Genomic DNA, 21573 nt, shown 5'->3' on the forward strand with positions numbered 1-21573 from the left:
CGTCGTCAGATGCTGCAGTTGGTGCTTGGCACCGGTTTCACTGCAGCGGCCCTGCCCTTGAACGCCGCCAGGGGGGCTGTTCACCGCGTTGGGATGATCAGCGATCTCAACAGCAGCTATGGCTCCACCAGCTACATCCCTGCCGTTGATCAGGGGTTGAATCAGCTCATTGGCCTGAAGCCGGATCTGGTGGTGTGTGCTGGCGACATGGTCGCTGCTCAGATGCCAGGCCTCAGTGGCCAGCAGCTGGATGCAATGTGGCGGGGCTTTGAACGGTCCGTTCTGCAGCGATTTCAGGCGGCGGACATCCCACTGCTGCCAGCGATCGGGAACCATGACGGTTCACCGGGCTTCCCCGCGGATCGTGCCGCTGTGGGTCGGTTCTGGACCCCGATCCGTTCATGGATGGGATTGGCGTTTGTGGATGCTTCGCAGTTCCCGTTTCGTTACACGGTGCTGCAGGACGGGATCTTCTGGTTGGTCTGGGATGCCAGCTCAGCCCGTGTTCCTGAGGATCAGTTGGCCTGGGCACAACAGCAGTTGGCCAGTCCCAAGGCACAAGCGGCTCGTGCTCGGTTTGTTGTGGGCCATCTCCCCCTGGCCGGTGTTGGTCTGGGCAAGGATCGCCCCGGTGATGTGTTGGAGCGGGGACGTGCGCTTGAGGCCTTGATGGACGCCGCCGGCGTGCAGGCATACATCAGTGGTCATCACCACGCCTGGTTCTCCAGCCGAAGTGGTCAGCTCGATCTGATTCAGCTCGGCGCCTTGGGCAGTGGCCCAAGGCGCCTGCTGGACGGTGGAGCGCCAGCACAGCAGACCTTCACCTTGCTGGAGATCGATGGGGGAAGGGGCACCCTTCTGGAGACCACCTACGCCGTTTCCACAGGACGGCCGCTGTCCTGGTCAACACTCCCTCTACGTCTCAACACCCGTGCTGGTGTTCTCCAGCGCAATGCATCAGAGCGGTTGCTGAGGGGGTGACGAGCTCTCTCGTCTGGAGGCTTGATCCAGCGTCGGGACCAAGGCCATGGCGGCGACCAAACCCAGAACGAGGATCATCAGGGCCGGCAACATCGCTTCGGCCAGTCGTTCATCGCCGGCGTACTGGAACACGCGCACCGAGAGCGTGTCGAAGTCGAAAGGCCGCAGAGCGAAGGTGAGGGGAAGCTCCTTCACCGTGTCGACAAAAACCAGCAGCAGCCCGACGGTGATCGGTCCGCGCAAGAGGGGCAGATGCACGCGTTGGAGCACGCGTTGCCATGGCGATCCCATCCCCGTAGCTGCCTCATCGAGGCTCGGACTGATCCGCTCCAGGGCTGCGTCCAGGCCCCCTTTCGCCACCGCCAGAAATCGATCGCTGTAGCCCCACAGCAGCAGGAGCAAGGGGGCGACCTGCCAGGGGGCGCCAGTGAGCAACAAGGCCAGAGCCAGGACGGTGCCGGGGATGGCGTAGCCCGTTCCGGCCAGGAAGGTGAGGCTTTTCAGCCATGGGGCGCTGGACCAGCGTTTGGCGATGGCCAGCACGAGCGCTGCCGTTACCGCCAAAACGGCAGCGACAAGGGCCAGCAAAAGACTGCGGCCGCTCAGGCTGATCAGATCGTCGTTCCAGCTGTTTTGGAGCTGATCCAAGTTGCTGGCGGCCCATAGCAGCGGGGTCCCCAGGCTCACGATCGGAGGGATGACGGAGAGCAGTTGCGCCACACCAGCACGGAATCCATGCAGGTGCCAAGCGGTTGCGTCCCCGCCGGCCACGCCATCACTCCAGCGTCGACTGCGCCTGCGCAGGCTGCGTTCACACACCACCAACGTCAACACGATCACCAGCGTGATCAAGGCCAAGCTGATGGCGCCTGCGGGATCGCCGTTGGACTGCCAGGTTTCCAAGATGCCTGCGGAGAGACTCGGAATGCTGAGGAGCTGAACGGCACCCAGCTCATTGACCACTTCCATCCCCATGAGAGCGACACCGGCTCCGATCGCGGGTAATGCAATGGGTAAGGCCACACGCCGGAAGGCTGACCAGGGACCGACACCCAGGCTGCGACATGCCTCCAGCTGACGCTGACCGCTGACGGAGAAACTTTCGGTGCTTAGGAGGAACACGTAGGGGTAGGTCGTTAGGGCCATCACAGCGATGCCCCATCCCATGCCGTGAATGGTCCAGCTGTGGCGACTTCCAAGATCGACAAGGGTGGCCGAGAGGAGATAGGCCGGCGTTGCCAGAGGAATCAGCTGGGCAATGCGCAGCCATTGCCGACCGGGAAAACGGCAGTTGCAAAGCAACCAACCATTGGCTGTGCCGAGCACAGTGCCAAGCGTTGCTGTGCCGAGCAGCAGCTGGATTGTGCCAACGATCTGTCGCATGCCATCGGGGCCAAGATCGCTGAAGCCGCTGTGTAAGGACGTCAGGGCTTCCTTGACCAGCGTCAGCACAGGCCAGATGGCAATCAGGCCAGTGATGGAGGCGATCAGGATGAGGGCCAGCCGGGTTGGGCTTGGAACAACAATCCGGTTGGGCAGCAACTTCACTTCAGCGATGGGCGGGACACCGTTGTCGCGACATGGCATTGCGACATTGCCATGGAATGATTCTGGCGATGAACGATGGGGATCTGATTCAGGGCGTGCAAACCGCACACCGGCTTCGATCATTTGTCACACTCATAGGCTCGGTCGCTTCCCAAGCTTCAACTGATCTGTGGAACAGCTGCTCCCGATGGAGCCAACGGTTGCTTTAAACGGGGTCTGGCATAGCTACGGCGATGCGTCTGACAGCTGGACCCTGAAGGGGGTCGATCTTCAGGTGGCGTCAGGGGAGTTGTTGGGCTTGCTGGGACCCTCCGGCTGTGGCAAAACCACCCTGCTTCGCTTGATTGCTGGCTTTGAACGCCCCCGACGCGGCACGGTTCAGCTGGATCAGCGAATGGTGGCTGGAGATGGGGTCTGGATGGAACCAGAACGCAGGGGCGTTGGCATGGTGTTCCAGGACTACGCCCTATTCCCTCACCTGAACGCTTGGCAGAACGCCAGTTTCGGTTTGCCCCGGCGGAATCCCAACCGTGATCGCGTGGTCTGGTTGTTTGAGTTGCTGGGGCTGAAGGGGCTCGAGCAGCGCTACCCGCACCAGCTCTCCGGTGGCCAGCGGCAACGGTTGGCGTTGGCCCGCGCTTTGGCCCCAGCGCCAAGGGTTGTCCTGCTAGATGAGCCTTTTTCAAGTCTTGATGTGGAGGTAAGGCTCCGCCTGCGTAGTGAGCTGGCCTCCGTGCTCGACGCCTGCGGTGCGAGCGGCGTGATCGTCACCCATGACCCCGGAGAAGCTCTGGCGATTTGCGATCGCGTTGCCGTGATGCGGGATGGAGTGCTGCATCAATGTGCATCGCCCCCCGAGATCGTGAGATCTCCTGCGACGCCTTTTGTTGGATCCTTTGTGCTCCAGCGCAATTTGATTCCGGTTCAGGCCCATGGCCAAGGCCAGTTGTCCTGTCTGCTGGGAGAACTGGATGCATCTGCCCCATGGGTCCAGGCTGACGGCAGAGCCTCCGATGACTGTTGTGTGCTGGTGGATCCGCACGACATCAATGTCGTCGCCGATGGCGAAGGTGAGGCAAGCATCTTGGGACGTGAATTTCTGGGGGATGCATGGGAATACCGAATCCGTGTCTCTGATGTGCTGGTGCGGGCCCACTGTCCGATCGATCAGGAGCATCCTCCCCACACCCGTTGCCGCCTCACGTTCAGGGAAGGGGCCAGAGTCACGCTGCTTCCGCTTGGCCACGCGTTGGCATAAAAAATCCCCCGCTGCAGCAGAGGATTGAAGAAGTGGATGTTGATTTCTTCAGCGTTGCTGATGGCGCACGGGGATGGGCACAAGAGCCGGTTGGCGTAAGCCACCTCCACCGTTGTCGTCGTCGGAATCAGCCAGAAGCCACAGCAGCAGGCTGGCGAGAACAAAGACTGTTCCGAGCAGCAGTGGTTCGACCATCGAGGTTTCTCCCATGGCACGCACAATAAGCAGCATTCCTGGGTTCTGCTGAATCAGCTGAAACCTTTTCCTGCATCCGGTGCCACACAGGCCTTGAGTTGCTTCCGCAGCATGTTGTGGTCGATGTTGCGGCCGATCAGCACCAATTGATTCTTGCGATCTCCGTTCCAGTCGGTGTCGTCAATGGAAAAGCGTTTGCCTGCTAAGTGGAACACATGGCGGCGTTCGCTTTCGTTGAACCAGAGGATTCCCTTAGCCCGGAACACCTCCTGGGGCATTTGATTGTCCAGGAAGTTCTGGAACTTGCGCAGGGAGAAGGGGCCATCACTTTGGAAGGACATGGAGGTGAATCCCTCGATGTCCTGATGCTCACCGTGGCTGTGGCTGTGGCTGTGGTGATGGTGTCCGTTGTCATGGCTCTGATCATGACCGTGATCGTGCCCATGGCTGTTATGACCATGGTCGTCATGACCGTGGTCATGGTCATGGCTGCATTGGCCATGGTCGTGGTCGCAGTCGCTGTGATCCAGGCTCGGATCGTCGGCGGGGGAACTCACCTTGTCGGATTCGAACAGGCCAACGCTGAGCAGCAGGGCCAGGGGCACGTCTCCTTTCACCGACCGCAGGATCCGAGCATCGTTCTTGACGTCTCTGAGTTGCTGTTCGACGGCCTCAAGCCGCTCCTCGGAGACGAGGTCGCACTTGTTCAGCAACAGGATGTCGCCGTAAATCACCTGGGCCCGGCCAACTTCCGTGTCCAGCACGACGTTGTCGAAGTTTTCTGCATCGATCAACGTGATGATCGAATCCAGGCGGGTTTGATCCCGCAGCTCACTACCAAGAAAGGTCATGGCTACCGGCAGGGGATCGGCCAGACCTGTGGTTTCGACGACGATGTAATCGAGTGGCTCTGGGCGTTCAATCACCCGTTCCACCGCCTCCATCAGCTCGCCGTTGATTGAGCAGCAGATGCAACCATTGCTCAGCTCCACCATGTCTTCATCGGTGGTGACGACCAGATCGTTGTCGATGCCGATTTCACCGAACTCGTTCACCAGCACCGCGGTCTTCACCCCCTGCTGATTGCTCAAGATGTGATTCAGCAGCGTGGTTTTCCCCGCTCCGAGGAAGCCGCTGAGGATGGTGACGGGGACGTTGGCGGTGGCTGGTGCAGTGGTCATGCGCAAGGACCCTCTCAACTCATGCTGGCAGCAGGGCGTCAATGGCGCTGGCCAACTCCACATCCAGGCTGCTGAGGCCGCCGAGATCATGGGTGGTTAGGTCGATCGAGACGCGGTTGTAGACGTTGCTCCAGTTCGGATGATGATTTTTGGATTCGGCCAGCAAGGCCACCTGTGCCATGAATCCAAAGGCCTCCACGAAGCTGTTGAACTGCAGATCGCGGTGCAGCCTGTCTCCGTCCACAACCCAATTGGGCAAGGCTGTGGTGAGTGCCGACTTCTGGGCGGCGTCGAGGCGTTCAACTGGCATGGGAGCCCTAAATCACGACCACATCGTGGCTGGCGTCGGTCGTCAATCGCTCAGTTCATGCAATCGATCAATCATCAGATCGGTGTCTGTATCGATGCCGTCGTCGGTTTCCCAGGCATTGGGGTCGTGGCGGGCCTGAATGGCTTGATTGATCCGTTCTCCATTGCGCAGGCTCAACAGAGTTTGAGGCGTTGCTGAGCTGGTTTGCGTGTTGCTCTCCGGGGTGGGGCAGCTCGATGGTTCACCGAACAGGTGGCAGGCGATTGTTCTGGTGTGAGCAGCGCTGCGGTGCTCCCAGAGGTAAACGGCTTGCCAGGTGCCCAGCAGCAGCTGTCCTCTACTGACGCTCAGGCTGAGGGTCTGGCTGGTGAGTGCTGTGCGGATATGGGCCGGCATGTCATCCGCTCCTTCGTCGTCATGGAGATAGCGGCGGTGTTCTGGAACGGCATCCGCCATCCATGCATCGAGGTCTTGCAGCACCCGTGGATCAGCGTTCTCGTTGATCGTGAGGCTTGCGCTGGTGTGCAGACAGGTGAGGTGCAGAACGGCTTGGTCCAGGCCCGTGCTGCGGATCCAGGCATTCAACCGACCGTCCAGACGGGTGAATCCTTTCCCAGGGGTTTGGACCGAAATCTGATGCAGGATCTGCTGCACTCCCACCACTCTCGAGCGTTCTCTCCTTACTTTGCGTGTTGCAGCACCGCCTGAGTCCATGGCCAGTCCCTCTGCCCCCGAACTGACCCTGCTTTTCGACGGGGGCTGTCCGTTGTGTGTGCGGGAAGTTCGCTTTCTGCAGCGGCGTGACCGTCAGGGCCGGCTGGCTTTTGTCGACATTGATGCCACTGATTACGACGCAGAGGCTCATGCCGGAATCAGCTACCGCGCTGCCATGGGCCGCATTCACGCCATTGCAGGCTCCGGTGAGGTTCTGCGGGATGTGGCCGTCTTTCGCGAGGCGTACCGCCTGATTGGTCTGGGGTGGCTCTACGCACCGACCCGTTGGCCCCTGATCGGCGGTGTGGTCGATTGGGTCTACGGGATCTGGGCGGCCCGCCGGCTCCAGCTCACCGGGCGTGCCGACCTTGAGACCCTCTGCCAAGGACGCTGCGATTTGAAATGAACCGCCCTACTGATAGGGCGATGGCTGCCGGTAGATGAGCTTGAGCGGCCAGAGCGCCATGGGGAGGGCGATCCCAAGGGCCAACTGAAGTATCCGTCGGCGCATCGGTGCAGGACGTCTCAACCGCTTCACCATGGCCTGCATCGGTGGTTCGATGCCACTCCAAGACTCGTTAGGGTGGCAAAAACAGAGTGAGATGGCTTCTGCCGCAACGGCTTGGGGGCAGCTGGGAGCCCATCTGAAAGAGACGCAGCTGCTTGGTTCGATCCAAAGCACCCTGTACTGGGATCAGAACACCCGCATGCCCTCGGCCGGGGCGTCCTGGCGGGGGGAGCAGCTCACCCTTCTGGCGACCCAGCTCCATGCCCGTCAGAGCTCCGCGGCCTATGCGGATCTGCTCGCTACAGCGCGTCAGCATTGGAACGCAGGTGAGCGATGCCTTGAGCAGGGCCGCAATCTGGATCTGCTGGAGCAGGATCTGTGCCGGCAGCAGTCCCTTGATCCAGCCCTGGTCGCCGCCTTGGCGAAGGCCAAGGCCGAGGGCTACAACCTCTGGCAGCAGGCTCGAGCGGCCTCTGATTTCAGCCTTTTTGCACCGGCGCTTCAGTCACTGATTGACCTGCGTCAGGAGCAGGCCAGGCAGCTGGACGAGCCTCGCTCCTGTTGGGAGACCCTGGCGCAACCTTTCGAGCCGGATTTGCGTCTGGAGCGTCTCGAGGCCCTGTTTGCTCCGTTGCGGCAACGGTTGCCGCAACTGGTCGCTCAGGCATCCAGCCGTCAGCGACCCCGATCAGCAGGTTGGGATCTGGAGGAGTCCAGCCAGCAGCATCTCTGTGATCAGCTGCTCAGGGCCTGGGGCCGCAACCCCGCCATCACCTGCATGGCACGCTCTCCCCACCCTTTCTCGATCACGTTGGGCCCGGCCGATTACCGGATCACCACCCGTGTGGTGCCAGGACAGCCCTTGTCGTGCTTCCTGGCCACCGCCCATGAATGGGGGCACTCCCTTTACGAGCAGGGTTTGCCGGACCAGAGCCACCAATGGTTCGCCTGGCCGTTGGGTCAGGCCACCTCAATGGCGGTCCATGAAAGTCAATCGCTGTTCTGGGAAAACCGCGTTGCCCGCAGTCGTCCCTTCGCGGAGCAGTGGTGGAGCCGTTTTGCTGACGTTGGAGCACCCTTCGGTGGAGCCCAGGACATGTGGCAGGCCATGAACCCCATGGCGCCCGGTTTGAATCGCGTTGAGGCGGATGAACTCAGCTACGGCCTGCACATCCTGATTCGCACCGATTTGGAGATTGCGTTGCTCGAGAAAGGGTTGGCGGTGCAGGACCTCCCCGGCGAATGGAACCGGCGCTACCAGGAGCTCCTCGGGGTCCGGCCCATGAACGATGCCGAGGGATGCCTTCAGGATGTGCACTGGAGTGAAGGTCTGTTTGGCTATTTCCCGTCGTATCTCTTGGGGCACCTCATCAGTGCACAGTTGAGCGAAGCGATGGCGGAGGCCATCGGGTCTCCGGAAGAGCATGTGGAGCGTGGCGATGTCACGCCCTTGCTGGCTTGGCTGCGTGAGCATGTTCACCCGCTCGGACGCAGTGTGAATGCCGATCAACTGGTGGAGAGGGTCACCGGTCGGCCCTTGAGCACCGATGCCTTCCTCGGCTATCTGGAGAACAAGCTTGATCGGCTGCAACTGGTCCTCTAGCCGCTTGCAACTCGACGGGATGAGGGGGCCCGTAGGATGCGCCGCGCTGTCCATCGCCGTTTATGGCCAACCTCGATCAGGCACCCAGCCGCAGCATGCCCAACCTGCTGCACGTGCTGCCGGCCTTCGCTGATGAAGCCGAACTTCGTCTCAACACGATCGTGGAGCTCAACTCCAACACGATCAACAAGTATGAGCTGATCACCGAAACCGGCCATCTGAAGCTGGACCGCGTCGGTTACTCCTCGCTGGCTTACCCCTTCGCCTACGGCTGTATTCCCCGCACCTGGGATGAAGATGGCGATCCCCTCGATATTGAAATCGTTGGTGTCACCGAGCCCCTGATTCCCGGTTCGATTGTGGAAGCCCGCATCATCGGTGTGATGACCTTCGACGACGGTGGTGAAGTCGACGACAAGGTGATTGCTGTTCTTGCCGACGACAAGCGCATGGATCACATCAAGAGCTGGGAAGATCTCGGTGAGCATTGGAAGAAAGAGACCACCTACTACTGGGAGCACTACAAGGATCTGAAGAAGCCTGGCACTTGCACGGTGAATGGTTTCTTCGGCACGGAAAAGGCCGTTGAGATCATCAAGAGCTGTGAGGGTCGCTATTTGGCTGAGATCGATCCCAAGTTGGTCGACTGAATGAGTCGGCGTTCGACTCCTAATCAGGCGGGGGGTGTCCCCCGCCTTTTTCATGGTTCAGCGTTGGAACATGTTCACCAGGACGGAGCGGCGCGCCTGAGGGTGTTGGGGGTGGCCGCAGTGGGCTCCGCGCTGCGAGGAGAGCACCATGTCTCCGGCCTTGGCAAACAGAGCAATGGCCTCAGCCCCTCGCAGCTGACTGAATTCAAACGGTCCAAGGCCGTGGCGCTTGTTGAAGCGGGCGTTACGCCACCAGAGCCGCCGTCGGCGTTGGGACCTGGGTACGAAGCAATAGGGCCCATCGGCCAGTGATTGCACATCACTGAGGTACACGAAGGATTTGAACTTCAGTGAGCGTCCATCGCAGTGGTAGCTGCGCGTGTCTTGCACGCCTCGGTTGAGGTAAAGGTTGCGGCATTTCACCCGCATTCGATTGAAGCTGCTCAACAAAAGCAACCGCTGAATCACCGATTCCTGCAGGCAGGTGTGGATGCTGCGGTTGAGGCTGTCGGAGAGGCGCTCGGGATGAAAGATGTCGATCATTCCTGCATCGCTACCGCTGCGTCCATCAGGTCGCTTGACCCGGTAGTTGATGACCGACCGATCGGCGTCGCGGAACTGGTTGTAGCCCTTCAGCACCCGCTGATCAGGAAGATTGAGATAGGCCAGGGACGCAAGGCGAGCGTGTTCGCCTGATTCGATTTCCTCGAGCAGTTGGCCGACTTCGCTGTTGATCGACGCGATCAGGTCGGCAGGTGCCGCCTCCCGCAGGCAGATGATCCCTTGCCTGCGCAGCGTCCAGGCCGCAGCGAGGAAGGTTCTGCGGTTGCTAAGTAGGTCGCCGAAGCGAAAGCTGATTGATTCAACCTCCTGGCTGAGGGCCTTGCCGTCGAGCAGGGTTGGCCGCGCCGTTGCGATCGCCGTGGAGGTCAACAGGGAGAGGAGAGATTTGAAGCAGGGTACCGCTGGATCGCAGGTCTCACGCTTGAGACCAAAGAGATCTTGAAGAGTTCAGTTTCAAGGCGATTGTGGCTGTTTTTTCTTGCGGCAATGAATACCTTGAGACCAATGGGTCTTGTGGGTCTCATGAAGTGGTCGTTGGTGCCGGCGCTGTTGCCTGGCCTGTTGGCGGTGGCTGTTTCTCCCTGTCTTGCTGCTGAACCTGCTGAGCTGGCGTTGCGGCGACCTGCTCGTGAGTCACGCATGGTCCTCGACCTCAGCAAACGACGGATCACCCTCGTTCGGGGTGAGCAGCAGCTTGGATCCTGGCCGGTGGCGATTGGAGATCCCAAGACGCCCACCCCCAAGGGGGAATTCGCCATCCTCAATAAGAAGGTCGATCCGATCTATGTGACCCATAAGTCGGGTCAGCGGCAGGAGCTGCGCGGACCCAGCAGCCCCATTGGCGATCGCTACATGGCTTTTCACCGCAATGGCCGCGGCGAATTTGGGATCCATGGAACGGCGTGGCCGCATTGGGTTCAGATTCGTGCGGCCGTCAGCCTGGGCTGCGTGCGCATGCTCAACAGCCACATCCGGCAGCTGTTTGATGCTGTGGATGTGGGAACGCGCCTGGAGATTCGCAGTTGATCAGGCTTCGGGGCGAACGGTGTCGAAGATCTCTTTGAGGATCTCTCCTGCTCCCTGATCTTTGAGGGTGTGGGCGAGGGAGAGGCCGATGGCTTCGGCGTCGCTGGAGGGGCCACTGGCTTGATCGCGGATCAAGCGTTTGCCATCAAGGCTGGCCACCATCCCGGTGAGGATCAGTTGATCGCCTTCGAAGCGGGTGTTCACGCCAATGGGGACCTGGCAGCCACCCTCCAGTTCCCGCAGGAAAGCGCGCTCGGCCAGGCAGCGCTGGGAGGTGGGTGTGTGCTCCAGCACTTTGATCGCCTCAAGCACTTCGGGCTTGTCCTCTACGCATTCAATCCCCAGGGCTCCCTGACCAACGGCGTGCAGTGAGATGTCGCCGGGGATCAGCTGGTGGATCCGATCGCCGAAGCCCAGCCGTCCCAGGCCTGCTGCGGCCAGGATCAGGCAGTCGTAACCACCGTTGTCCAATTTCTCCAGCCGGGTGATCACGTTCCCCCGAACGTCCTTGAAGACCAGGTGGGGGTAGTGGTGACGCAGCTGAGCTAGGCGGCGCAGTGAACTCGTTCCCACCACCGAACCTTCGGGAAGGGTGTCGAGCTTGTAGGCCTGGTTCTTGGCATTCACCACCAGCGCATCGGCCGGGTCTTCCCGTTCGGTGATGCAACCCAACATCAGGCCCTCAGGAAGGTTGGTGGGCAGATCTTTCAGGGAGTGAACGGCGATGTCCGCACGATCCACCAGCATCTGGGCCTCGAGTTCCTTGGTGAACAGGCCTTTGTCGCCGATCTTGGCCAGCGCAACGTCCAGGATCTTGTCGCCCTGGGTGGCCATGGCTTCCACGGTGATCTTCAAGCCGGGATGGGCCTTTTCCAGTTCCGCCTTTACCCAGTTGGTTTGCACCATGGCCAGCTGGCTGCGTCGTGAGGCGATGCGCAGTTCGGTGAGGGCCATGGAAAGGGCGAATCAGCCGCCCAGCCTACGCTTTTGGGCTTGGATTGATTGGTTCGTCTTCACGAGGTTGTGAAGCTTCGAAAGGGAAGATCTCTTTGTGAAGAACGCTTAACATTCCTCAGAACCGCAGGACAACCATGCCAGGACCCGTCGTCAATGGCGTTCGTCAGGCCGGAGTGATTGGCTCGGTTGCCCCGGACCCCCAAGAGCAGGAGGCCATGCTCCCCTTGGTGGCTGAGGGCTGCATTCGTCTAATCCTGTTGTGCAGTGGCGATGTCCTAATGGCGCGGCTGCGCCACACCACAGATCGCGATGGAGACCATGCCTTTCAACTGCTGCGGCCCCGTCTGGTGCGCTCAGCGGCGGAGCCCTCGCAGGACGGGCAGTCCAGCTGGGTGCTTCAGCCTTACCTTTCGGGGCTGACGTCGCAGCACAATCTGGTTCTGTTCAAGGGGGCAGTGGCCTCTGTGCTTGAACCAGATGCTCGCTTGCTCCAAACCTATGCCCTGGAAACACGCCAGGAGTGTCCCTTAGAAGAAACTCCGGTGGAGCGCTTGAAGCGTGCCTTTCAGGAATTCACTGAGACCTTCGAAGACAATCAGTGAACCTGTTGCACTGAGCTTTTGTTTTCCAAAGGAAAACCCCAGTCTCAGACTGGGGTTTGATCTCTTCCGTGTGAGGAGGGCGTCTCAATTCCCTCACGCTTGTTATAGGAGCCCGACACACCATTGAGCCAGGGGGAATGTACTTATGTATTACTCCCGTGACTGTTTGATGGCAGGCTCAGTTCGGGTTTACTTGATGTATTCCTTGAGCACCCCATTGCGGTTGGGGTGGCGCAATTTGCGCAGGGCCTTGGCTTCGATCTGACGGATCCGTTCACGGGTCACGTCAAAAATCTGGCCAATTTCCTCGAGGGTTTTCATCCGCCCGTCGTCCAATCCGTAGCGCAGTCGCAGCACATCGCGTTCGCGGGGGCTGAGGGTGGCCAAAACACCCTCCAGGTCTTCACGAAGCAGGTTCTTGGCAACGTCCTGCTCGGGATTCTCGATGTCGGCTTCGATGAAATCGCCCAGGCGGGAATCCTCTTCCTTGCCGATTGGGGTCTCCAGGGAGATCGGCAGCTGGGCACTCTTGGCGATGAAGCGCAGTTTTTCGATGGTCATTTCCATCGATTCGGCGATTTCCTCTTCCGTTGGCTTCCGGCCGAATTCCTGAGAGAGAACCTTGGTGGTTTTCTTGATCCTGGAGATCGTTTCGTAGAGGTGCACCGGCAGGCGGATGGTGCGGCTCTGGTCGGCAATGGCGCGTGTGATTGCCTGACGAATCCACCAGGTGGCGTAAGTGGAGAACTTATAGCCCTTTTCGTGATCGAACTTTTCGGCTGCCCGAATCAGGCCAAGGCTTCCTTCCTGAATCAGGTCTTGGAAGCTCAGGCCCCGATTCATGTACTTCTTGGCAATCGAGACCACCAGGCGCAAGTTGGATTGCACCATCTTTTCCTTGGCTCGTCGGCCCAGCATCAAGCGCCGGCGGAAGCGGATGAGCGGCATTTCCACGAGGGCCGCCCACTCTTTGTTGTCGGGTTCCCGGCCGTTGTCGCTTTCAAATTGAGCGGCAAGTTCCTCGAGATAAAGAAGATCGGCAATTTTGCGGGCCAGTTCGATCTCTTCGTCGGGACGCAGCAGTCGAATCCGGCCGATTTCCTGCAGATAAACCCGGATGGAGTCTTCGGTGTAAACGCCTTTAGGCCCGATCTTGATGCTGGCCAGGGCTTTGGCCTTGGCTTCTTTCTCAGCGGCTGCGGTTTTGGCTTTCTCTTCGGCGGTGGGTTTTGCTGCAGCTGCTTTAGCTGTCGAGGCTTTGGTGGCTGCTTTCTTTGTTGTGGCCTTTTTCGTAGTGGTTTTCGCCTTGGTGGTTTTCGCCGCAGCCTTTTTGGTTGATCCCGAAGGCTTGGCTTGATCCGCAGCGGCCAGTAGTTCGTCGGCCGCTGCGCTCAGGTCCTTTGCGCTCGCCTTACTGGTTCGTCGGCGTGCGGGGGCCTTTTTGGTCTCTTTTTCGGAATCCATGGTGACTTCCTTCACCTTGCCATCAGCATTGGCCAGAAGAACAATGTCCGGCTTGGCAGCTTTGGTGGCAGCAGGGGTCATGGTGTTAGTTGAAGTCGGATGAAGGGGAAACGCAAAAGCGGCAGAAACACACCAGCGGCAAAAGCCGGAACCAGAGACTTCCGTTCAAACGAAAGAGAACGACGCAGCTGACGCTGAGACGGAGTTCATGGGTTGACGGTGGTGTCCGCGAGTCGACGAAACGCTTGGACTGATTGTCTCTGTGCTGCCCGGGGTGGTCTCAGACCGGTCAAAGTGGCAAGGAATAAAACCTTGACTTCAGACTCTGTGTCTTCCCTCTGGATCGAGCGCAGGGTTGGCAGAAATTGCCCAACATCTCCACGTTAATGAAGTCTTCCGAAGTTTGCAAGGTCCTGTCGCATTCGCGGCGATGCGTTGAGGTCTGGCTGGAGGCCGGGCGAGAAGGGCGGTCCTTCAGCTATGCCGCAGATCCCACCATGGGATTGATGCCGGGAGATCTGGTGCGGGTGCGCCTCCGGGGTCGAGCCATGCATGGGCTGGTGGTGGCGGAGCGGGAGTGGGCTGAGCAGGATCTTCAGGAGCTGCAACCGGTGGAATCACTCCTGCAGCGAGCTGCTGTCGATTCGGATTGGTACAGCTGGCTGGAACGGGTGGCGGTCCGTTGCCATCTCAGTGTCTTTCGCACTTTGAAGGCGGCTCTGCCGGCGGGCTGGATTGGTCAGGCCGGCCAGCGTTCCCTAGCCGGCGGGCGTCAAATGTGGTGGATCCAGGCCCGTGTCCCCCCTGATGCTGCGGACCAACCCACCCCGCGCCAGCGGGAGCTTCTGGCTTGGTTGGAAGGCCAGGGCAATGGCGTTTGGCAACGGGACCTGGTGGCTTGTGGGTTTGGTGCCCAATTGCTGCCCCCCCTGATCCAGCAGGGTTACCTGGAGCGTGAGCAGCGTCGTTGTGAAGACCAGGGTTCCTCAGGTGGTGCTGGCCCCAAGGAGTGCCCCCAGGCTTTGACTGCTGAGCAGCAGGCCGTGGTCGATGCCTACCAACAGCTTTCTCCGGGGCGTGGACTGCTGCTCTGGGGAATCACCGGCTCCGGCAAGACCGAGGTGTATCTCCAACTGGCTGCTCAGGAGCTTGAGCGGGGCCGGCACGTCCTGCTGCTCACCCCCGAGATCGGATTGATCCCCCAACTCGTCGACCGCTGCCGCAAACGCTTTGGCTCGCGCGTCGTGGAATACCACAGCGGTTGTGGTGACGCCGAACGGGTTCGAACCTGGCGACGCTGTCTTGCTGCCGAACAGCCGTTGGTGGTGGTGGGAACCCGCTCCGCTGTGTTCGTGCCGTTGAAGCCACTGGGGCTGGTTGTTTTGGATGAGGAGCACGACAGCTCTTACAAGCAAGACGCCCCAATGCCCTGCTATCACGCCAGGGACTTGGCCTTGGACCGAGTTGTGATGCAACAGGCACGGCTTGTGCTGGGCAGCGCCACACCGTCGCTCGAGAGCTGGATTCAATCGGGCCCCGATGGTGCCTTGACCTTGGTGTGCCTGACCGAGCGGATTTCCCGGCAGGCCCTACCTCCTGTGCATGTCATCGACATGCGCCATGAGCTGGCCGAAGGGCACAAGCGTCTGGTCAGTCGCGCCTTGATGGATCGTCTTGCAGCGCTGCGGGAGCAGGGCGAACAGGCCGTGGTTTTGGTTCCTCGTCGGGGGTACAGCCCCTTTTTGAGCTGCCGCAGTTGCGGCGAGGTGGTGATGTGCCCCCACTGCGATGTGGCGCTCACCGTTCACCGCGGCCAGGGCGGACGTCAGTGGCTGCGATGCCATTGGTGTGACCATCGTGAGGACCTGGAGAACCGTTGCAGTCAATGCGGTTCCACGGCATTTAAACCCTTTGGGGCCGGTACCCAGAAGGTTTTGGAACTGCTCTCCCAGGAGCTCGAAGGCCTTCGATTGCTCCGCTTTGACCGCGATTCCACCGGGGGGCGTGATGGCCATCGACGCCTGTTGGACCGTTTTGCTGCCGGTGAAGCCGATGTCTTGATCGGCACGCAGATGCTGGCCAAGGGCATGGATCTGCCGAGGGTCACTCTGGCGGCGGTACTGGCGGCGGATGGGCTTCTGCACCGCCCCGATCTCCGCGCAGGAGAGCAGGCCCTGCAGTTGCTGTTGCAGTTGGCGGGCCGTGCTGGTCGAGGTGAGCGACCGGGGCAGGTGTTGGTGCAGACCTACACCCCAGAGCACCCGGTGATTCAACACCTGGTGGATGGTCGTTATGAAGCGTTCCTCTCCCAGGAAGTGGCCCTCCGCAAGGAAGCCGGTCTGGTGCCCTTCAGTCGCGCTTGTCTGCTGCGACTGTCTGGAGATTCCCCCAGCAAAACAGCAACGGCGGCAGCGGTTCTGGCGGAGCGGATCCGACCGATTTGTCAGCGCCAGAGCTGGTGGCTGTTGGGTCCGGCCCCGGCCCCGGTGGCCCGGGTGGCTGGCCGGAGCCGATGGCAGTTGTTGCTGCACGGTCCGGCGGGCTCCTCGCTTCCGTTGCCTCCGGGGCAGGCCCTTTGGGATGGCTTGCCCAAGGGTGTTGCGCTGACTGTGGATCCAGATCCGCAGCAGCTTTGATCAGGAGGGCAGCTCTGGGAAGCCAAAGCCCAGTTTCCGCCGCACCACCTGCAGCACCATGCTGCTGGTCAACAGCATCAGGATCACCACGGCCCCCAGGCCAAGCGGATTCCAGCGCCAGCCCTGCCAGCTGACTTCGGTGGTGGTGCCGGAAAGAGCCGTGCGCTCAACGCGCCCATGGTTGAGGCTCAGATGAACGTCGAGCCCAGGGATCTCGGGCAGATCGTTGAGGTCCACCATCAGCTGAAGGTGCTGCTGCACCCCCAGCAGCCAGTTGCGTTCTTCGAGCTTGAGCACCGGTGCAGGGAGTGAGACTCCAGCCGCGCGACCAGCCACGGCAACCACGGCGGCCATTTGTTGCGCCAGCTCATTCGATGAGACAACACGGCTGCTGATTTTTTGGCGCCCTGGGCCTGTTTGTTCGATCTTCAGCCCGGGCACATCCCGTTGCAGGTCTCGCTCGAATTGCTCCTGCCAGGGCAGCGGCCGTTCCTGGGTGCTCCGCATGTCCCAAGTGAGGGCCAGTCGATCCGGGCCGCGAAGGTCGAGATCAGCCTCGATTTGCACGCAGCCACTCAGCAACAGCGTGATCCCCAGCAGAACCGCCATCACCAGCACGGCGAAACCAGCCCCCGGTGAACGCGTCGGACCCGTTGGTGGTGGCGGCGGGGGTTCGGGTCGCCGCGACCGCCGCCGCCGCATGGTGGAGGTCTGCCCGCTGCCGGAGCCATTCAGCTCCAGTTGCGGCATCCGCATCGACCAGCGTTCCGGACGATCCAGGCTGGGGGCTTCCAGAATCCCGAGCAGTTGTTTGGCTTGCTGGCGCAACTTGGGATCACGGCAGCGACTCAGCAGCCTGCAGGTGGCGATGGCTTTGTCGTCCTGCCCCTGGCCCATCCAGGCGGTGATCATCAGGAGCCGAAGGCCCGGCCCCTCCGGGCTATTGATCGGGTGTTGCTCCGCTAGGGGGAGAAGCAGCTCCAGGCTCTGGCCGTAGTCCCCGCGCTCCAGGGCTGCCTCCGCTTCAGAGAGGTCCAGTGCTGCGTCCTGCTCGCTCACCCTCTAGCCGCGTCCCACCACCATGGTGCCAATGCCTGCGTCGGTGAAGACTTCGAGCAAGAGGGCATGGGGAACCCGCCCATCAATGATGTGGGCGGCTGACACGCCCTGGGCCAAGGCACGGATGCAACATTCCGTTTTGGGCGTCATGCCCCCTGCGACCACTCCGTCCTCGATCAGCTGTCTTGCCTCTGAAAGGCGCAGTTTGCGGATCAGGGAGTTGGGATCGTCCCGGTCTTCAAGGATGCCGGGGGTGTCGGTCAGCAGGATCAATTTTTCGGCTTCCAGGGCCGCCGCCAGCTCTCCAGCGACCGTATCGGCATTGATGTTGTGGGCTTGCCCGTCATCAGGGGTTGCGGCAACGCTGGAAATGACAGGCACATAACCCTTCTCCAGCAGCGGTTCGAGCACATCGGGATTGACGCGGGCAACGTCCCCCACCAGCCCATGGCTGCCGTCCCCCCAGGGGCGTGCCTCCACAAGGCTTCCGTCACTTCCGCTCAAACCAACCGCACGGGTGCCGAGTTGGTTGAGTCCATTCACGATTTGCTTGTTGACGCGGCCCACCAGCACCATTTCCACCACGTCCATGGTGTCGGCGTCGGTGACGCGCAGTCCGTCGCGGAATTCGGCGGGGATTTCCAGACGCTGAAGCCATTGGTTGATTTCGGGCCCGCCGCCATGAACCACCACGGGTTGGACCCCAACGCAGGCCAGCAGAGCCAGGTCGCGAAAGACGGCAGCACGCAGCTCGGCATGGGCCATGGCAGCTCCGCCGTACTTGATCACGATGCGCCGACCGGCGAAGCGCTGGATGTAGGGAAGGGCTTCGCTGAGCACCGAAACCCTGAGGGCGTCATCGTTGTTTTGTGTGGATTGGGCCATGGCTTAGGCCTCACCCGCTGGCAGCAGAAGAACGTCCAGCCGTTGCTGATCCAGTTCCTTGAGTTCCGCTCGCATCCCCTTGGCAAAGAAACGACCGAGCCGCTCTTGCCGCTCTTGCCAGCGCTCGAGGGGGACGGCTCCCAGCAGGAAACGCATCCGAAGGCCGTAGCCGCTGTCGGAATGCAGCTCTTCGATCTCCTCCAACTGCGGTGGGGTGTCCTCGTCCCAAAGTTTGAGCGCTTCCAGCGACGACTCCAGATGGGCCTTCTGGCCGTAGCGCCAGCGCGTCACATCACCGAGCAACTTGCCCAGTTCAGGGGCCGCAGCTTCGCGTTCTTTCTGAAAGGTCTTGATTGGTGTCACCCGGATCGCTGGTGGCAGCTCCGACGATTTCAATGCCAGTCCCCCCAACAAAATCGGGATTCCATAAAAAATCGTGGGGAGGCTGAGGTTGGCGCTTCCCGTGGCGTAAGCGGTGGCACCGACCACGGTCAGCACGCCTCCGGCGATGGTGACGAGGCTGCCGGGGGAGAAGAAATCCTTCATGAAGGCCTTGGCTTGATCGTCATTTTGACCTCTAGGCCATCAGGATGGAGATCCACTGCCTCGAGCTAGATGCCAGATCCATCGTCGACCGGGATGGATGATCTGCTCCAGCAGCTCGACCGTGATCGCAGCTGGTTGCTGCAGCAGATTGATGGTGGTCGCTGGCCCGAGCTGCGCCTGGATCTTGCCGCTCTTGAGCGGGAGCTCGGGCAACTGATCACCCGAGCCTCAGAACTGCAGGACGAAGCTGATCGTTGAGTTGCTCCGACCCGCGAGCGTCCTTTGATTCAGAAGGGGATGTCGTCGGTGTCGGGAACCAGGGGTGCAGCATTCCAGCTGGCCGGTTCAGGCTCTTTCTCCACCTTGGTCGGCGCAGCCGCGGGGGCCTGGCGGCTTGGGGCCGGGGCTGCCGGGTTGCCGGATGGGGGTGCGCCCGTGGCTGCCGCGCCAATCGGATGAAGCCGAGCCAGGGTGAATTCAGCCCGTTTCTCCTTCATGCCATCACCCCGGGGCATCGTGTTCATCCTCAGCCGACCTTCAATCAGCAGCCGCTGCCCTGTCTGCACACGGTTCTGCAGCTCCTGGGCCAGGTTGCCCCAGCCCACCACTTTCAATTCGCCTGGAGGATCACCGTCCCGAAGGGGATCAAAGCGCACGGCCATCTCCGCAATGGGAGTCTGGTTGTCCTGGGTGTATCGAACCGTCGGTGCGTCGATCACCTCCACTTCGAGCACGCAATGGTTCATGGCTTGAGCTGGTGTCGGCGCACATCCTGATGCAAGGCCCCGCGAATGACCAGCGTCGTGTGCTGCTGCTGGCTGGAACCGGTGAGGGGCCGCGCTTGGTGCAGGAGCTCTACCGCCGCAATTGGCGTGTGAGCGTGAGCGTGGTGACCGCAAGTGCGGCGAAGGCCTACGCGGGACTGCCACTCGAGCGGATCTTGATCGGTGCCCTGCAGGGCATTGGCGGAATTACGGCAGCACTGCACCAGGCCGGGCCTTTCCATTGGGTGGTGGATGCCACGCATCCTTTTGCGGCTCGGATCAGCCATGATCTGGTCACCGCTTGTGCGGATCTCGGCCAACCGCTGCTGCGTTTTGAGCGTCGCCTTGAACCGCTTGGAGCTGCCTCTCTGCTGGCTGATGCCGAGGCATTGGCCGCCCAGCCGCTCAATGGCCAGCGTCTACTGCTGGCCATTGGAGGTCGTCATCTTCCGGCCTTGACTGCCGCCGTGCGCCGCGCCGGAGGTATCCCCTATGGCCGTGCGCTTCCGTCCCCCGATGGATTGCGCGCAGCACTGCGGGCTGGTCTGCCCCCGGATCACCTGGCCGTGGTGCGCCCCCTGCTGGGGGAGGTGCCGGGGGCGATCGAGCGGTCTCTCTGCCGTCGCTGGGACATCGGGGTGGTGCTATGCCGCCAGTCTGGTGGTGTGACGGAACAGCTCTGGCATCAACTCACCACGGATCTGGGGCTGAGCTTGCTGCTGTTGCGGCGTCCTTCCCCCCCCGCTGGAATGGATTGTGTCGAGGATGTCAGCAGCCTGATGGATCGGCTTGAGTGTGATTGAAGCGAGTGGGCTCGTGCTGGCCCTCACCACGGAAGCGAACGCTGAGAGTGCCAAACAGCTGGCCGAGGCCTTGCTGGAGCGCCATCTCGTGGCCTGTGTTTCCGTCCACCCCGTTCAGTCGTTCTATCGCTGGGAGGGGGCGCTGCAGGCGTCCCATGAGGTTCAACTGCTGATGAAGACCTCAGCCCGGCATGTGGAAGACCTGCGCTCAGCTATCTCAGAGCTGCACAGCTATGACACCCCTGAGTGGTTGTGCTGGCCGGTGACGGCATCACCGGCTTATGGGGCTTGGGCTATCGCTGAGCTCAGTTCAGATGCGTCTCCGCCAGCTGCTTGAGGCAGACCTGGGAGCGGGCCCCCAGTTGGGTCACGATCTGTCCGGCGCAGACGGCTCCGAGCTCACCACAGCGCTCGAGTGATTCGCCCTGGGTGAAGCCATGCAGGAATCCGCCGGCATAGAGGTCGCCTGCACCCGTGGTGTCCACCAGGTCTCCCAGGCCGAAGATGCCGACATCCCAGCGCTGGTCTCCACTCAGCACAACGGATCCCTGGGCACCACGGGTGATCGCAATCACCGAGCAGCAGCCGCGCACCCGCTCGAGGGCTTGGTCGAAATCATCAGTTTCATAAAGCGACTGAATTTCGACGTCATTGGCGAACAGCACATCGACGTGGCCATTCACCAGTTCGAGAAAACTCGCTCTGTGTCGATCCACACAGAAGCCATCGGAGAGCGAAAGAGCGACCTTTCCGCCTGCTTCGCGGCAGGCTTCGGCGGCGGCGATGAAGGCCCGTTTGGCGGCAGGACTGTCCCAGAGGTAGCCCTCGAGATAAAGCACCTTGGCTTGCTTGACCATGGAGAGGTCGAGATCCTCGGGCTCCAGTTGGGTGGAGGCCCCCAGGAACGTGCACATGGTCCGCTCGGCATCGGGCGTGACGTAAATCAGGCAGCGCGCTGTTGTGGCTCCACTTGTGGCTGCTGGGGTCTCAAAGCGTGCACCAACGGCCCGGATGTCGTGGCTGAAAATGCTGCCGAGCTGGTCGTCCCGAACACGGCCGATGAAACCAGCGCGACCGCCGAGCTGGGCAATGCCCACCATGGTGTTGGCAACCGAGCCACCGGAGGTTTCGAGGCCAGCACCACTGGCCTTGTAGAGAGCCTCTGCCTGTTGTTCATCGATCAGCGCCATGCCCCCTTTCTGGAGGCCGTGTTCAGCGATGAAATTGTCGTCCGTCTGCACCAGAACATCGACGATGGCGTTGCCGATGCCAACGACATCGAGGCTGCAGGCGCTGGGGAAACGGGTCTCTGATGACAT

25 protein-coding genes are annotated in these 21573 nt (G+C 61.1%); 11 read left to right on the forward strand and 14 right to left on the reverse strand.

Annotated features, from left to right (window positions below; all coding sequences use genetic code 11):
- Positions 1 to 9 precede the first annotated feature (9 nt).
- On the forward strand, positions 10 to 981 hold the full coding sequence (locus FZZ90_RS11805; protein ID WP_226425973.1) for a metallophosphoesterase: 972 nt from the start codon (positions 10 to 12) through the stop codon (positions 979 to 981).
- Here the strand turns inward: FZZ90_RS11805 and FZZ90_RS11810 are convergent.
- Positions 958 to 2568, reverse strand: a complete 1611-nt coding sequence (locus tag FZZ90_RS11810) for an iron ABC transporter permease (RefSeq protein ID WP_226425974.1) — start codon at positions 2566 to 2568, stop codon at positions 958 to 960. The genes FZZ90_RS11805 and FZZ90_RS11810 overlap by 24 nt on opposite strands.
- Before the next feature lie 148 nt (positions 2569 to 2716).
- Here FZZ90_RS11810 and FZZ90_RS11815 point away from each other — a divergent pair, with 148 nt between their 5' ends.
- Positions 2717 to 3787: an ABC transporter ATP-binding protein gene (locus tag FZZ90_RS11815; RefSeq protein ID WP_226426030.1), complete on the forward strand. Its 1071-nt coding sequence runs from the start codon at positions 2717 to 2719 to the stop codon at positions 3785 to 3787.
- Between the two features lie 48 nt (positions 3788 to 3835).
- On the opposite strand, the gene FZZ90_RS11820 is transcribed toward FZZ90_RS11815, so the two are convergent.
- Genes FZZ90_RS11820 through FZZ90_RS11835 form a run of 4 tightly spaced genes read right to left on the reverse strand, consistent with a single transcriptional unit; the run spans position 3836 to position 6133 of the window.
- Complete coding sequence (locus FZZ90_RS11820) at positions 3836 to 4018, reverse strand: hypothetical protein (protein WP_226425975.1); 183 nt, start codon at positions 4016 to 4018, stop codon at positions 3836 to 3838.
- A gap of 17 nt (positions 4019 to 4035) precedes the next feature.
- Positions 4036 to 5163, reverse strand: a complete 1128-nt coding sequence (locus tag FZZ90_RS11825) for a GTP-binding protein (RefSeq protein ID WP_226425976.1) — start codon at positions 5161 to 5163, stop codon at positions 4036 to 4038.
- Positions 5164 to 5182: 19 nt separating this feature from the next.
- Positions 5183 to 5473: a 4a-hydroxytetrahydrobiopterin dehydratase gene (locus tag FZZ90_RS11830; RefSeq protein ID WP_226425977.1), complete on the reverse strand. Its 291-nt coding sequence runs from the start codon at positions 5471 to 5473 to the stop codon at positions 5183 to 5185.
- A 42-nt stretch (positions 5474 to 5515) separates the two neighbouring features.
- On the reverse strand, positions 5516 to 6133 hold the full coding sequence (locus FZZ90_RS11835; protein WP_226425978.1) for a secondary thiamine-phosphate synthase enzyme YjbQ: 618 nt from the start codon (positions 6131 to 6133) through the stop codon (positions 5516 to 5518).
- A 52-nt stretch (positions 6134 to 6185) separates the two neighbouring features.
- On the opposite strand from FZZ90_RS11835, the gene FZZ90_RS11840 reads away from it, so the two are divergent.
- Entirely contained in the window at positions 6186 to 6593 is a 408-nt protein-coding gene (locus FZZ90_RS11840) for a thiol-disulfide oxidoreductase DCC family protein (protein WP_226425979.1), read from the forward strand.
- Between the two features lie 6 nt (positions 6594 to 6599).
- On the opposite strand, the gene FZZ90_RS12850 is transcribed toward FZZ90_RS11840, so the two are convergent.
- Entirely contained in the window at positions 6600 to 6728 is a 129-nt protein-coding gene (locus FZZ90_RS12850) for a hypothetical protein (RefSeq protein ID WP_255613846.1), read from the reverse strand.
- A 61-nt stretch (positions 6729 to 6789) separates the two neighbouring features.
- Here FZZ90_RS12850 and FZZ90_RS11845 point away from each other — a divergent pair, with 61 nt between their 5' ends.
- Together FZZ90_RS11845 and FZZ90_RS11850 are read left to right on the forward strand one after the other, a co-directional pair.
- On the forward strand, positions 6790 to 8298 hold the full coding sequence (locus FZZ90_RS11845; RefSeq protein ID WP_226425980.1) for a carboxypeptidase M32: 1509 nt from the start codon (positions 6790 to 6792) through the stop codon (positions 8296 to 8298).
- Between the two features lie 62 nt (positions 8299 to 8360).
- Positions 8361 to 8948, forward strand: coding sequence for an inorganic diphosphatase (locus tag FZZ90_RS11850; RefSeq protein ID WP_226425981.1), 588 nt, complete (start codon positions 8361 to 8363; stop codon positions 8946 to 8948).
- 57 nt (positions 8949 to 9005) lie between these two features.
- On the opposite strand, the gene FZZ90_RS11855 is transcribed toward FZZ90_RS11850, so the two are convergent.
- Positions 9006 to 9881 (reverse strand): hypothetical protein, encoded by an 876-nt coding sequence (locus FZZ90_RS11855; protein WP_226425982.1) that lies wholly within the window; start codon positions 9879 to 9881, stop codon positions 9006 to 9008.
- 153 nt (positions 9882 to 10034) lie between these two features.
- Here FZZ90_RS11855 and FZZ90_RS11860 point away from each other — a divergent pair, with 153 nt between their 5' ends.
- The gene (locus tag FZZ90_RS11860) at positions 10035 to 10538 is read left to right on the forward strand and encodes a L,D-transpeptidase (RefSeq protein WP_226426031.1); all 504 of its coding nucleotides are present in this window, start codon (positions 10035 to 10037) and stop codon (positions 10536 to 10538) included.
- On the opposite strand, the gene hemC is transcribed toward FZZ90_RS11860, so the two are convergent.
- On the reverse strand, positions 10539 to 11492 hold the full coding sequence (gene hemC, locus FZZ90_RS11865; protein ID WP_226425983.1) for a hydroxymethylbilane synthase: 954 nt from the start codon (positions 11490 to 11492) through the stop codon (positions 10539 to 10541). It lies immediately after the preceding gene.
- Positions 11493 to 11629: 137 nt separating this feature from the next.
- On the opposite strand from hemC, the gene FZZ90_RS11870 reads away from it, so the two are divergent.
- Positions 11630 to 12097 carry a hypothetical protein gene (locus tag FZZ90_RS11870; RefSeq protein ID WP_226425984.1) on the forward strand — a complete coding sequence of 156 codons (468 nt, stop codon included), beginning with the start codon at positions 11630 to 11632 and terminating at the stop codon, positions 12095 to 12097.
- A gap of 189 nt (positions 12098 to 12286) precedes the next feature.
- Here FZZ90_RS11870 and rpoD read toward each other — a convergent pair whose 3' ends face one another.
- Positions 12287 to 13642 (reverse strand): RNA polymerase sigma factor RpoD, encoded by a 1356-nt coding sequence (gene rpoD, locus FZZ90_RS11875; RefSeq protein ID WP_226425985.1) that lies wholly within the window; start codon positions 13640 to 13642, stop codon positions 12287 to 12289.
- A 305-nt stretch (positions 13643 to 13947) separates the two neighbouring features.
- Between rpoD and priA the strand changes: the two genes are divergently transcribed.
- A complete protein-coding gene (gene priA, locus FZZ90_RS11880; RefSeq protein WP_226425986.1) occupies positions 13948 to 16197 on the forward strand; it encodes a primosomal protein N' in 2250 nt (749 codons plus the stop codon).
- On the opposite strand, the gene FZZ90_RS11885 is transcribed toward priA, so the two are convergent.
- From FZZ90_RS11885 to FZZ90_RS11895, 3 genes are read right to left on the reverse strand one after another with little or no spacing between them, the layout of a single operon-like run.
- On the reverse strand, positions 16198 to 17256 hold the full coding sequence (locus FZZ90_RS11885) for a DUF3153 domain-containing protein (RefSeq protein ID WP_226425987.1): 1059 nt from the start codon (positions 17254 to 17256) through the stop codon (positions 16198 to 16200).
- Positions 17257 to 17259: 3 nt separating this feature from the next.
- Positions 17260 to 18141: an acetylglutamate kinase gene (gene argB / locus FZZ90_RS11890; RefSeq protein ID WP_226425988.1), complete on the reverse strand. Its 882-nt coding sequence runs from the start codon at positions 18139 to 18141 to the stop codon at positions 17260 to 17262.
- A 3-nt stretch (positions 18142 to 18144) separates the two neighbouring features.
- Complete coding sequence (locus tag FZZ90_RS11895; RefSeq protein ID WP_226425989.1) at positions 18145 to 18687, reverse strand: DUF2854 domain-containing protein; 543 nt, start codon at positions 18685 to 18687, stop codon at positions 18145 to 18147.
- A gap of 69 nt (positions 18688 to 18756) precedes the next feature.
- Between FZZ90_RS11895 and FZZ90_RS11900 the strand changes: the two genes are divergently transcribed.
- On the forward strand, positions 18757 to 18945 hold the full coding sequence (locus FZZ90_RS11900; RefSeq protein WP_115023976.1) for a hypothetical protein: 189 nt from the start codon (positions 18757 to 18759) through the stop codon (positions 18943 to 18945).
- A 29-nt stretch (positions 18946 to 18974) separates the two neighbouring features.
- Here the strand turns inward: FZZ90_RS11900 and FZZ90_RS11905 are convergent, their stop codons facing one another.
- Positions 18975 to 19433 (reverse strand): single-stranded DNA-binding protein, encoded by a 459-nt coding sequence (locus FZZ90_RS11905; protein WP_226425990.1) that lies wholly within the window; start codon positions 19431 to 19433, stop codon positions 18975 to 18977.
- Positions 19434 to 19462: 29 nt separating this feature from the next.
- Here FZZ90_RS11905 and FZZ90_RS11910 point away from each other — a divergent pair, with 29 nt between their 5' ends.
- Together FZZ90_RS11910 and cutA are read left to right on the forward strand one after the other, a co-directional pair.
- The gene (locus tag FZZ90_RS11910) at positions 19463 to 20254 is read left to right on the forward strand and encodes a precorrin-6A/cobalt-precorrin-6A reductase (protein WP_226426032.1); all 792 of its coding nucleotides are present in this window, start codon (positions 19463 to 19465) and stop codon (positions 20252 to 20254) included.
- On the forward strand, positions 20247 to 20591 hold the full coding sequence (gene cutA / locus FZZ90_RS11915; RefSeq protein WP_226426033.1) for a divalent-cation tolerance protein CutA: 345 nt from the start codon (positions 20247 to 20249) through the stop codon (positions 20589 to 20591). The genes FZZ90_RS11910 and cutA overlap by 8 nt, the downstream gene beginning before the upstream one ends.
- Here the strand turns inward: cutA and FZZ90_RS11920 are convergent.
- Positions 20560 to 21573 carry an adenosine kinase gene (locus FZZ90_RS11920; protein WP_226425991.1) on the reverse strand — a complete coding sequence of 338 codons (1014 nt, stop codon included), beginning with the start codon at positions 21571 to 21573 and terminating at the stop codon, positions 20560 to 20562. The two genes, cutA and FZZ90_RS11920, sit on opposite strands and share 32 nt — an antisense overlap.

The sequence above is a fragment of the Synechococcus sp. MU1617 genome (assembly GCF_020514235.1).
Taxonomy (GTDB): Bacteria; Cyanobacteriota; Cyanobacteriia; order PCC-6307; family Cyanobiaceae; genus Parasynechococcus.

Bases quoted from the DNA above. Each gene is read 5' to 3' on its own strand.
- FZZ90_RS11805 (WP_226425973.1), top strand. From the start codon at position 10: ATGCTGCAGTTGGTGCTTGGCACCGGTTTCACTGCAGCGGCCCTGCCC.
- FZZ90_RS11810 (WP_226425974.1), bottom strand. From the start codon at position 2,568: ATGCCATGTCGCGACAACGGTGTCCCGCCCATCGCTGAAGTGAAGTTG.
- FZZ90_RS11815 (WP_226426030.1), top strand. From the start codon at position 2,717: ATGGAGCCAACGGTTGCTTTAAACGGGGTCTGGCATAGCTACGGCGAT.
- FZZ90_RS11820 (WP_226425975.1), bottom strand. From the start codon at position 4,018: ATGCTGCTTATTGTGCGTGCCATGGGAGAAACCTCGATGGTCGAACCA.
- FZZ90_RS11825 (WP_226425976.1), bottom strand. From the start codon at position 5,163: ATGACCACTGCACCAGCCACCGCCAACGTCCCCGTCACCATCCTCAGC.
- FZZ90_RS11830 (WP_226425977.1), bottom strand. From the start codon at position 5,473: ATGCCAGTTGAACGCCTCGACGCCGCCCAGAAGTCGGCACTCACCACA.
- FZZ90_RS11840 (WP_226425979.1), top strand. From the start codon at position 6,186: ATGGCCAGTCCCTCTGCCCCCGAACTGACCCTGCTTTTCGACGGGGGC.
- FZZ90_RS12850 (WP_255613846.1), bottom strand. From the start codon at position 6,728: ATGGTGAAGCGGTTGAGACGTCCTGCACCGATGCGCCGACGGATACTT.
- FZZ90_RS11845 (WP_226425980.1), top strand. From the start codon at position 6,790: ATGGCTTCTGCCGCAACGGCTTGGGGGCAGCTGGGAGCCCATCTGAAA.
- FZZ90_RS11850 (WP_226425981.1), top strand. From the start codon at position 8,361: ATGGCCAACCTCGATCAGGCACCCAGCCGCAGCATGCCCAACCTGCTG.
- FZZ90_RS11860 (WP_226426031.1), top strand. From the start codon at position 10,035: ATGAAGTGGTCGTTGGTGCCGGCGCTGTTGCCTGGCCTGTTGGCGGTG.
- hemC (WP_226425983.1), bottom strand. From the start codon at position 11,492: ATGGCCCTCACCGAACTGCGCATCGCCTCACGACGCAGCCAGCTGGCC.
- FZZ90_RS11870 (WP_226425984.1), top strand. From the start codon at position 11,630: ATGCCAGGACCCGTCGTCAATGGCGTTCGTCAGGCCGGAGTGATTGGC.
- rpoD (WP_226425985.1), bottom strand. From the start codon at position 13,642: ATGACCCCTGCTGCCACCAAAGCTGCCAAGCCGGACATTGTTCTTCTG.
- priA (WP_226425986.1), top strand. From the start codon at position 13,948: ATGAAGTCTTCCGAAGTTTGCAAGGTCCTGTCGCATTCGCGGCGATGC.
- argB (WP_226425988.1), bottom strand. From the start codon at position 18,141: ATGGCCCAATCCACACAAAACAACGATGACGCCCTCAGGGTTTCGGTG.
- FZZ90_RS11895 (WP_226425989.1), bottom strand. From the start codon at position 18,687: ATGAAGGATTTCTTCTCCCCCGGCAGCCTCGTCACCATCGCCGGAGGC.
- FZZ90_RS11900 (WP_115023976.1), top strand. From the start codon at position 18,757: ATGCCAGATCCATCGTCGACCGGGATGGATGATCTGCTCCAGCAGCTC.
- FZZ90_RS11905 (WP_226425990.1), bottom strand. From the start codon at position 19,433: ATGAACCATTGCGTGCTCGAAGTGGAGGTGATCGACGCACCGACGGTT.
- FZZ90_RS11910 (WP_226426032.1), top strand. From the start codon at position 19,463: ATGCAAGGCCCCGCGAATGACCAGCGTCGTGTGCTGCTGCTGGCTGGA.
- FZZ90_RS11920 (WP_226425991.1), bottom strand. From the start codon at position 21,573: ATGTCATCAGAGACCCGTTTCCCCAGCGCCTGCAGCCTCGATGTCGTT.